Origin of the sequence: Desertivirga xinjiangensis (assembly GCF_024436435.1) — a bacterium.
In the GTDB taxonomy this organism is placed as follows: Bacteria; Bacteroidota; Bacteroidia; order Sphingobacteriales; family Sphingobacteriaceae; genus Desertivirga; species Desertivirga xinjiangensis.
This window is the reverse complement of record NZ_JAFMZP010000014.1, coordinates 73,665-83,708: the sequence shown is the minus strand read 5'-3', so window position 1 is coordinate 83,708 and position 10,044 is coordinate 73,665. Positions and strand designations below refer to the sequence as shown.

Here is a 10,044-nt window from a genome sequence, read left to right as displayed (position 1 = left end):
ACGGCTGACCTTTGTTCTCTCGATTTACAAACGTTTCTTTCTGTTCCATACACTGTTTTTGTGTATAGCTTTTTTAGGAAGTGACACGTCCTAGGCTATACGGCTAATTTGTTACTTCTTAAATAAACACATCCCTATTATGTGTCATGACAGTGCATGACAGAGAATTACGTTCACTTTCCTATTTTTAGCGCCATTAAACGAAACAATTAGACCTGGAATTCAATGCAAGCACTTTTTGGAGTTATTTTTCACTTAATTGGCGGTTTCGCCTCGGGGAGTTTTTATATACCTTATAAAAAGGTAAAAGGATGGGCCTGGGAAAGTTATTGGATAGTTGGTGGCCTCTTTTCATGGCTTATTGTGCCGCCCTTAGCAGCATATTTAACCATCCCCGGATTTGGTGATATCATCCGTGGTACAGATAGCGGCACATTAGGATTGACTTACATGTTCGGAGTGTTATGGGGTATAGGTGGTTTAACCTATGGTTTGGGTGTAAGGTATCTCGGTGTTTCTTTAGGAAGTTCGATTATACTGGGATTATGTTCCGTGTTTGGTGCCCTGATCCCTTCAGTGTACTATGATCTTTTTCCAAAAGAAGGTAAAGACTCATTTACTGACTTGATAACCAGTACCTGGGGACAAGTAGTGCTATTGGGTATTCTTGTTTGTGTTGTCGGCATCATCATCTGCGGTAAAGCAGGTGCCATGAAAGAAAACGAATTATCACCTGCTGAAAAAGCAGAAAACAACGCGGAATTTAAAATCGGACTCGGACTGTTTGTGTCTATCGTTTCAGGTATCTTAAGTGCCTGTTTCAACTTCGGTATCGAAGCGGGTAAGTCTATGGCGGATGTGGCCAATGAGAGCTGGAAGGCGCTTAACCCCGGCGAGGGTGAATTCTTATACCAAAACAACGTTACCTATATCATCATTTTGTGGGGTGGCTTAACTACAAATTTCATCTGGTGCATGTTCTTAAATGCCCGAAATAAGACTTTTGGTGATTACGCCAATAAGAAAACGCCGCTTTTGGCTAATTACATTTTCTCTGCCCTGGCTGGTACCACCTGGTTCCTTCAATTTTTCTTCTATGGAATGGGCGAAAGCCGCTTAGGCAATGGGCCAAGCTCATGGATCCTGCACATGGCATTTATAATTTTAATTGCTAATGCCTGGGGATTGGTGTTGAAGGAATGGAAAGGTGTAAGCAAAAAAACTTATGGTACTGTAGTAGCCGGTATCATCGTTATCATATTATCGGTTCTAATAGTAGGATACGGTAACTCTTTGAAATAATATTAAAAATTAATTGAATAATTGATATGTCTGTCCAAACATTTAAACACGTTAGCTATCTCTGGGATGAAGCTAAAGCAGCAGAACTTGCAGGTGATGAAGTAGCTTTATTAATTTACCGCTCTAATTTGTTAGGCGCTGATTTAAGGCTGACGAATTATGGTGGTGGAAATACCTCTTGTAAAGCGATGGCCAATGACCCATTAACCGGTGCTGAAACCGAAGTAATGTGGATCAAAGGTTCTGGTGGTGACATCGGTACTTTAAAGCGCAGTGGCCTTGCAGCATTATACGTAGATCGCCTTCGCAGTTTGAAAAACGTTTATCGTGGTATTGAGCACGAAGATGAAATGGTTGAGCTTTTCAATCATTGTATCTATGACCTTGCTTCAAAAGCGCCGTCAATTGATACTCCATTGCACGGATTTCTTCCGTTTAAACATATTGACCACCTTCACCCTGATGCAGCGATTGCTATCGCAGCAGCAAAAGATGGAAAAAAGATTACTGAAGAGTTATTTGGTGGAACTATTGGTTGGGTTGAGTGGCAAAAACCAGGTTTTGATCTAGGCTTGCAGTTAAAACAATGTCTTGATGAGAACCCTGGAATCCGCGGTATTATGTTAGGATCACATGGATTGTTTACCTGGGGTGATACAGCATACGAAAGTTACATCAACACACTTGAGGTAATTGAGAAGTGTGCTGAATACCTGGAGCAGAACTATGGAAAAAAAGGACCTGTTTTTGGCGGCCAAAAAATTCAAAGCTTAGATGAAGCGGGACGTAAAAAACAAGCTGCTGCCATTGCTCCGATCTTAAGAGGTTTTTGCTCAAGCGAGAGACATATGATCGGTCACTTTACCGATGACGCACGTGTATTGGAATTCATCAATTCCAACGACCTTGACAGATTAGCACCTCTTGGAACTAGCTGTCCGGACCACTTCCTGCGTACTAAGATCAGCCCTCTGGTGTTAGATCTTACTCCGGATGCTGATCTTTCTGATGTGGCTTCATTAAAAGAAAAGTTAGCTCCTGCATTTGCGGCTTACCGCGAAATGTATACAGACTACTATAATACTTGCAAACATCCTAACAGCCCTGCAATCCGCGATGCTAACCCGGTTATCATCCTTTACCCAGGTGTAGGTATGTTCGCTTTCTCAAAAGACAAGCAAACAGCACGTGTAGCGGCCGAGTTTTATACTAACGCCATCAATGTAATGAAAGGTGCTGAGGCGGTTTCCGAATATACTTCGTTACCACGTCAGGAAGCTTTTAACATTGAATACTGGTTGTTAGAGGAAGCGAAACTTCAGCGTATGCCAAAGCCTAAAGCTCTTTCAGGTAAAATCGCATTGATCACTGGTAGTGCAGGCGGTATTGGTAAAGCTATCGCGAAAAAATTCGTTGATGAAGGTGCTGTAGTTATCCTGAACGACATGAATGCAGAGCGTCTGGAAAGCGCAGGAGAGGAGTTTAAAGGAAAATACGGAAAAGATTCATACTCCACGGCGGTATTAGACGTTACTAAAGCTGATCAAATCCAGGAAGCGCTAGAAATCGCCGCATTAGCATTTGGTGGTGTAGATATTGTGGTTAACAACGCCGGTCTTTCTATATCTAAGTCAATTGCTGACCATACCGAGAAAGATTGGGATTTATTATATGATGTATTGGTTAAAGGCCAGTTCCTTGTTACCCAAGCTGCCGTTGCGGTGATGAAAAAACAAGAAATTGGTGGTGATATCATTAATATTGTGAGTAAAAATGCTTTAGTTAGCGGTCCTAACAACGCAGGTTATGGATCGGCTAAGGCTGCACAATTACACCTTAGCCGCCTGAATGCAGCTGAATTAGGTGCGGATAAAATCCGTGTTAACGTAGTGAATCCGGATGCCGTGATCAGCGATAGTAATATCTGGGCTGGTGGCTGGGCTGAAGGCCGTGCAAAAGCTTACGGAATTACCGTTGCAGAATTGCCTGCTTACTACGCAAAACGTACCTTGCTTAATGAGATTATCCTACCAGATGATATCGCGAACGCTTGTTTCGCCTTCACAGGAGGATTGTTGAATAAATCTACCGGAAACGTGTTAAACGTTGATGGTGGTGTAGCAATGGGATTTGTAAGATAAGAAAAACGAAAGTGTCCAGAAAGGCAGGACGTCATGCCGAATTTATTTCGGCATCTCTTGAACGCTGTAGACCTGCTTAAACAGGAGATCCTGAAACAAGTTCAGGATGACGAAGAAACCGATTTTTTGGACACTTTCAAATTTATAAACAGCTATTATAACCCATGAAATTAGAAAAGTATCAGATAGAAGAGCATAACAGTAGTTTAGCTCCTCAGCACCAAAAACGATTCGATTTCATCTCACAGGAAGTTTCCGGTGCAGAAGAGATCATTGAAAAGTTAATCAAGTTTCAGATCGCTATCCCTAGCTGGGCTTTAGGTACTGGCGGTACACGTTTCGGAAGATTTTCCGGAGGCGGTGAACCACGGGCACTGGAGGAAAAGCTGGAAGACATCGGTTTACTTCACCAGCTAAACCAGTCGAGCGGTGCTATTTCCCTGCATATACCATGGGATATCCCTGAAAATGTAGGAGCTACAAAAGCACTTGCGGCTCAATACGGACTACGTTTTGATGCAGTTAACTCGAATACTTTCCAGGATCAGGCTGATCAAAAGTTAAGCTATAAATTTGGGTCACTGCATCATGTTGATAAGGCTGTTCGTCAGCAGGCTATCGATCATAACATCGAAGTGATCAAACACGGTGTTGCTTTAGGTTCTGATTCATTGACCGTTTGGCTGGCTGATGGCTCTTCTTTCCCAGGTCAGTTAAACTTCCGTAAGGCATTTAATAACACATTAGATAGCTTACAGGAAATTTATGCAGCACTTCCGGACAACTGGAAGGTGTTTGTTGAGTACAAACCATTTGAGCCGAACTTCTATTCGACTACTATTGGCGACTGGGGACAATCCTTGCTTCTAGCGAACAAGTTAGGATCAAAAGCTTATACATTAGTTGATTTAGGTCACCATTTACCAAATGCTAACATCGAGCAAATAGTAGCGCTATTGTTAAATGAAGGCAAGTTGGGTGGTTTCCACTTCAATGATTCCAAATACTCCGACGATGATTTGACCGTTGGAAGTGTTAAGCCTTATCAATTGTTCCTGATCTTCAACGAGCTGGTTGATGGCTTAGATGCAAAAGGACTTGATCACGCAACTGGCTTAGGATGGATGATCGATGCTTCGCATAACGTGAAGGATCCGCTTGAAGACCTATTGCAGTCGGTAGACGCTATTATGTTGGCGTATGCTCAGGCGCTATCTGTAGATAGAAAAGCTTTGGAGGAAGCCCGTGATGCAAATGACGTGGTAAAAGCACAGGAAATTCTTCAAAATGCATTCCGCACAGACGTACGAGCTTTAGTTGCAGAAGCAAGATTACGCGGCGGAGCCGCTCTGAATCCAGTTCAGTTATTCCGCGACCTGAAAGTTCGCGAGCAGTTAATTTCTGAAAGAGGTTTAAAGACAGTAGCCACTGGCCTATAGAGATATAAGATATGGGATGCGAGAGGTTCGTCTTGCGTCTCATATCTCATCTTTTATCTCATTGCACCTCATATCTAAATAAAATGGGAAAGATACCGGTAATAGCAGTATTTGATATTGGCAAGACCAATAAAAAGCTTTTTTTCTTCGACGAGCAGTATAAAATAGTTGTTGAAAGAACCACACGTTTTGAGGAAACGACAGATGAAGACGGTGATCCATGTGAGAACCTCACGCTGCTAACTTCCTGTATAAAAGACACACTTAAAGAAATTTGTAAGCTTGAAGAATTTGAGATCAAAGGAATCAATTTTTCGGCTTACGGAGCCAGCTTCGTTCATCTGGATGAAGAGGGCAACCCACTTACTCCCCTTTACAATTACCTTAAGCCTTTTCCTGAAGATTTAAAAAAGAGGTTTTACAGCGAATATGGTGGTGAATTGCAGGTTTCCACGCAAACCGCGTCACCGGTTATAGGTAATCTCAATTCGGGGATGCAGCTATACCGGCTTAAGTACGAAAAGCCAGAGCTGTTCAAAAAAATCAAATACTCTTTACACCTCCCCCAATATTTAAGTTTTATTGTTTCGTCTGAAGCTTATTCTGATATAACCAGTATTGGTTGCCATACCAACCTATGGGATTTTGTGAAAAATGACTATCACGACTGGGTTAAGAAGGAAGGGATTGCAGAGAAATTAGCTCCCCTTTACCCTTCGGATGCAGCAGTTGAAACTGAAGTTGAAGGTGTCAACCGCTTTGTAGGAATTGGACTTCACGATAGTTCATCAGCATTGATACCCTTCTTTACCAGCTTTCACGAACCTTTCATCCTGCTGTCTACCGGAACCTGGTGTGTGAGTCTAAATCCATTTAACTCATCCCCACTTACAGAGGAAGAATTGAAGAGCGATTGTTTATGTTATATCAGTTATAAGGGCAAACCCGTTAAAGCCTCCCGGGTATTTTCTGGGAATGAGCATGAGCAGCAATCGAAAAGAATCGCTGAGCACTTCCAGAAACCGGAAGATTTTTATAAGGATATTAAACTAAATGCTGCTCTGGTAAGCAGCTTGCAGGCAAAAAGTGTTGCCGGAAAATTATCTCTCGAGGGAGAGAACCTTGTTACGTCTGCATTTGCAGGTAGAGATTTGAACAGTTTTTCAAGCGTTGAAGAGGCTTACCATCAGCTGATCATTGACATTGTTAATTTGCAGGCTGTGTCTACGGGTATGGTATTGAATGATGCTGTTAAACGTATTTTTGTAGATGGAGGGTTTAGTAAAAATGAGATCTTTATGCAGTTACTTGCGGCAGCATTTCCGGATAAAGAGATCTTTGCAGCCTCTGTTGCTCAAGCCACCTCTATTGGTGCTGCTCTTTCGATCCACAAATACTGGAACAGTGAATCGCTCCCGTCGAACATTATTGAGTTGAAGTTCTTCTCTTCCGCACAGGAGGTTACATTATGAAAGTCGGTTTATTTGTACCCTGTTACGTAGACCAGTTTTATCCTCAGGCTGGTATAGCCACGCTTGAACTGCTGGAGAAGTTGGGAGTAGAAGTAGAATTTCCGGAGCGTCAGACCTGCTGCGGTCAGCCGATGGCCAATTCGGGTTTTTCGCACTTAACAGGCGACTGTGATGAGCTTTTTACAGAAAGCTTTGCCGGGTATGACTATGTAGTAGCACCTTCAGGGAGTTGTGTGCTTCACCTGAAAGAGCATCTTCACTCAAAGAAGAACCCCTCAGCGGCAGAAGACCTGCGAGGCAGGATCTATGAGCTGGTAGAGTTCCTGACGGATATCCTGCAGATAAAAAGCCTGAAGGCGCGTTTTCCTCATAAGGTAGGTGTTCATCAGAGCTGCCATGGCTTAAGAGGACTGCACCTGTCGCAAATGAGCGAGCTGGTAGCGCCAGGTTTTTCCAAGCCTGAATACCTGCTGAACTTTGTAGAAGGCATTGAGCTGATCTCGCTTAACCGGAAAGACGAATGCTGCGGTTTTGGCGGGACTTTCTGCGTAGCCGAAGAAGCGGTGTCGTCCAAGATGGGTAAAGACCGGGTATCGGATCATGTTCAGAACGGGGCCGAATATATTACAGGAGCTGACCTGTCCTGCCTGATGCATATGGAAGGGATCCTGAAGCGTCAAAAGAGCGGGGTTAAGGTGATGCATATCGCCGAAATACTAAATGCGGGGGAGTAATTGAGTATGGTTAAAGAAGAAACACAACAACAACATAAGGGTTTGGCCGAACATTCGGGGCTGGCTGATATCTTCAACCGGGATGAGCAGCGGGTTAACTGGCACGACGAAACCTTGTGGTTTGTGCGCAGCAAACGCGATAAAGCAGCCCATAGCCTTCCCGAGTGGGAGCTGCTGAGGGAAACAGCCTCCCAGATCAAACATAATGTACTGTCTGACCTGGATACTTACCTGCAGCAGTTTGAGGAGCAGGCTCTGATCAACGGAGTTACGGTGCACTGGGCAGCCGATGCCAGGGAACATAACCAGATCGTTCATTCGATCTTAAAGAAGCATGAGATTAACAGGATGGTGAAAAGCAAATCCATGTTAACCGAAGAATGCCACCTGAATGAATATTTAAAAGAACATGGGGTAGAGGTTATCGATACTGACTTAGGCGAGCGTATTGTGCAGCTGGCTGAAGAACCACCAAGTCATATTGTACTGCCCTGTATCCATAAGAAGAAAGAAGAGATTGGGGAACTGTTCCATACGCATCTGGGTACAGCTGCGGGCGAGTCTGATCCCCAGGTACTGACCGAGGCTGCCCGTCAGCACCTTCGCGAGTCTTTTTTAACGCGTCGCCTGGCGCTAACGGGTGTAAACTTCGCAGTAGCCGAAACGGGTGAGTTTGTGGTGTGTACCAATGAGGGAAATGCGGATATGGGGTCCCACCTGGCGGATGTACATATCGCCAGTATGGGTATAGAGAAGATCATTCCGCGGAGGAAGGACCTGGGTATTTTCCTGCGCCTGCTGGCCAGGAGCGCTACCGGTCAGCCTATTACTACCTATTCAAGTCACTTCAGGAAACCAAGAGCGGGCCAGGAAATGCATATCATCCTGGTAGATAACGGCCGGACGGTTCAGCTGGGTCGTGAAGATTTTCGCAACTCCCTGAAATGCATCCGCTGCGGGGCCTGCATGAACACCTGTCCGGTTTACCGGCGCAGCGGTGGGCATAGCTATCATAATGCTATAGCGGGCCCTATCGGATCGATCCTGGCTCCGAACCTGGATATGAAAGCTTATGCGGATCTTCCCTTTGCTTCGACCCTTTGCGGCTCCTGCAGCAATGTTTGCCCGGTGAAGATCGATATTCATGACCAGCTGTATAAATGGCGGCAGGTTCTGGTAAAAGAAGGGCATGTAAGTCCGGTAAAAGCCATGGGAATGAAAGTGATGGCCTTCACCTTTGCCATGCCGAGGTTCTTTGCATTTGCAGGCAAAGCAGGCCGTGTGGTGATGAAATACCTGCCCTTTGTAGTAAGCAATAAGCTGAATCCCTGGTATAAGGAGCGGGAGATGCCTAAGCCACCGAAGGAATCGTTCAGAGAATGGTACAAGAGGGAGAGAAGATAGGTTTTAAGTAGTAAGTAGTAAGTTATAAGTTCAGGATGCAGACTTACAGCATATAACTTACAACTTATATAATGTTTATAAAATGAGTAGCCGAGAAAAAATATTAGCTGCGGTGAGAGCCAATAAGCCGGATCTGCAGCCTTTGCCTGATGTGATTATTCCGGTACGGGAGGAAGGATTGATCGAAGAATACAGGCGGGTGGCCGAAGGAATAGGAGCTAAGGTGTATGAAGTAGGGGGGACTGCTGAAGTGAAGGAATTACTAGCCGCTTCGTTTGAGCCGTCTCAGCGGATAGTGAGTCCGCTGGAGGACTTTGCCGATATGGCCGAAGGGATTGAAGCGGGTATAGATCCGCATTCTTTTGCCGATGTGGAACTGGCTATTGTCAGGGCAGAAATAGGAGTTTCAGAAAACAGTGCCTTGTGGGTACCCGAAGGCAATGTCTCCCAGCGGGTAATTCCGTTTATCTGCCAGCACCTGGCAATTCTGATAAACCGGGAGCGGATCGTGCCAACGCTGCAGCAAGCCTACAGCCTGATCGGTGAAATTAACTATGGTTACGGGGTATTTATTGCCGGCCCTTCCAAAACTGCAGATATTGAACAGTCGCTGGTATTGGGAGCACATGGTCCCAGAAGTTTGCGGGTGTTTATTGTAGGGTAAAATTAATTCTTCTTGGCTGGCTTAAAGATGTCGCTTTGCGAGGAGGAGCTAAAAAGTAAGTTTTTTGGCACACGCGGCACGCGTGCACCAGCGAGCGCTTTGAGAACCTCGGCTAGCGCGCGCCGCGTGTGCTTAACAATCCATGAATCATAAGATCTTAGCAATAGAAGAAAACCAGATCTTAGGGTTTTTAGCTATATGACAGAGAAAAGCGAAGTGATCATCAGGGCGTATACCTACCAGGATAAAGAACGGGTTCTCGATTTGCTAAGATTCAACACGCCTCAATTCTTTTCGCCCAATGAAGAAGGCGATCTCCTCTACTATCTTGAAAATGAAATCGAATATTACTATGTCATTGAACTTGACCGGCAGGTTATTGGAAGTGGGGGATTTAATTTTTCGGGCGACTACTCAAAAGGAAAGATAAGCTGGGATCTTTTACATCCGGATTTTCAAAAAAGATCATTTGGAAGCACATTGTTGAAGTACAGAATTAAAAAGTTAAAGGAGTTCAGCTCAGTTCGGGAAATAACTGTAAGAACTTCTCAACAAGCGTACAAGTTTTATGAAAAACACGGTTTTCAATTGCAGGGTATAATAAAAGATTATTGGGCAATTGGATTTGACCTATATAATATGAAATACCTAAGCCGTTGAGTTCTGTCAAGCGCTAACTGACCATAGCGAAGTTGCATTAATCGTCACCGTCCATTCCAGCTCTTTCACCATCCCTTCTTTAAATCGTATAACAAACAGTAAAAGGTGAGAAACCGCTTGAGCAGTTTGTAAAAAGATTCGTTTTTAGCTGCTCCTAGTCTATAATTTTACTGGTAATTAATCTATACAGCTATGAATACATAACCCTCCGAACACCATCTCTCTATC

8 protein-coding genes are annotated in these 10,044 nt (G+C 44.2%); all 8 read left to right on the top strand.

Translation table 11 applies throughout. The features are described from left to right. Positions 1-225: 225 nt before the first annotated feature. The 8 genes from rhaT (at position 226) to J3P37_RS22170 (ending at position 9,816) form a co-directional block, all read left to right on the top strand. Positions 226-1,302, top strand: a complete 1,077-nt coding sequence (gene rhaT / locus J3P37_RS22205) for an L-rhamnose/proton symporter RhaT (protein ID WP_256014162.1) — start codon at positions 226-228, stop codon at positions 1,300-1,302. A gap of 26 nt (positions 1,303-1,328) precedes the next feature. Then, complete coding sequence (locus J3P37_RS22200; protein ID WP_256014160.1) at positions 1,329-3,443, top strand: bifunctional aldolase/short-chain dehydrogenase; 2,115 nt, start codon at positions 1,329-1,331, stop codon at positions 3,441-3,443. Between the two features lie 164 nt (positions 3,444-3,607). Beyond that, positions 3,608-4,882 carry a sugar isomerase gene (locus J3P37_RS22195; RefSeq protein ID WP_256014157.1) on the top strand — a complete coding sequence of 425 codons (1,275 nt, stop codon included), beginning with the start codon at positions 3,608-3,610 and terminating at the stop codon, positions 4,880-4,882. An 83-nt stretch (positions 4,883-4,965) separates the two neighbouring features. Continuing rightward, the gene (locus J3P37_RS22190) at positions 4,966-6,354 is read left to right on the top strand and encodes an FGGY-family carbohydrate kinase (protein ID WP_256014155.1); all 1,389 of its coding nucleotides are present in this window, start codon (positions 4,966-4,968) and stop codon (positions 6,352-6,354) included. Continuing rightward, positions 6,351-7,088, top strand: a complete 738-nt coding sequence (locus J3P37_RS22185; protein ID WP_256014152.1) for a (Fe-S)-binding protein — start codon at positions 6,351-6,353, stop codon at positions 7,086-7,088. The genes J3P37_RS22190 and J3P37_RS22185 overlap by 4 nt, the downstream gene beginning before the upstream one ends. Before the next feature lie 6 nt (positions 7,089-7,094). Next, positions 7,095-8,492 (top strand): lactate utilization protein B, encoded by a 1,398-nt coding sequence (locus J3P37_RS22180; protein WP_256014150.1) that lies wholly within the window; start codon positions 7,095-7,097, stop codon positions 8,490-8,492. An 82-nt stretch (positions 8,493-8,574) separates the two neighbouring features. Continuing rightward, a complete protein-coding gene (locus J3P37_RS22175; RefSeq protein WP_256014148.1) occupies positions 8,575-9,156 on the top strand; it encodes a LutC/YkgG family protein in 582 nt (193 codons plus the stop codon). Positions 9,157-9,354: 198 nt separating this feature from the next. Next, a complete protein-coding gene (locus J3P37_RS22170; protein ID WP_256014145.1) occupies positions 9,355-9,816 on the top strand; it encodes a GNAT family N-acetyltransferase in 462 nt (153 codons plus the stop codon). Positions 9,817-10,044 lie beyond the last annotated feature (228 nt).

Excerpts from the sequence above, each read along its gene's own strand:
- J3P37_RS22175 (WP_256014148.1), top strand. The coding sequence starts at position 8,575 with ATGAGTAGCCGAGAAAAAATATTAGCTGCGGTGAGAGCCAATAAGCCG.
- rhaT (WP_256014162.1), top strand. The coding sequence starts at position 226 with ATGCAAGCACTTTTTGGAGTTATTTTTCACTTAATTGGCGGTTTCGCC.
- J3P37_RS22190 (WP_256014155.1), top strand. The coding sequence starts at position 4,966 with ATGGGAAAGATACCGGTAATAGCAGTATTTGATATTGGCAAGACCAAT.
- J3P37_RS22180 (WP_256014150.1), top strand. The coding sequence starts at position 7,095 with ATGGTTAAAGAAGAAACACAACAACAACATAAGGGTTTGGCCGAACAT.
- J3P37_RS22200 (WP_256014160.1), top strand. The coding sequence starts at position 1,329 with ATGTCTGTCCAAACATTTAAACACGTTAGCTATCTCTGGGATGAAGCT.
- J3P37_RS22185 (WP_256014152.1), top strand. The coding sequence starts at position 6,351 with ATGAAAGTCGGTTTATTTGTACCCTGTTACGTAGACCAGTTTTATCCT.
- J3P37_RS22170 (WP_256014145.1), top strand. The coding sequence starts at position 9,355 with ATGACAGAGAAAAGCGAAGTGATCATCAGGGCGTATACCTACCAGGAT.
- J3P37_RS22195 (WP_256014157.1), top strand. The coding sequence starts at position 3,608 with ATGAAATTAGAAAAGTATCAGATAGAAGAGCATAACAGTAGTTTAGCT.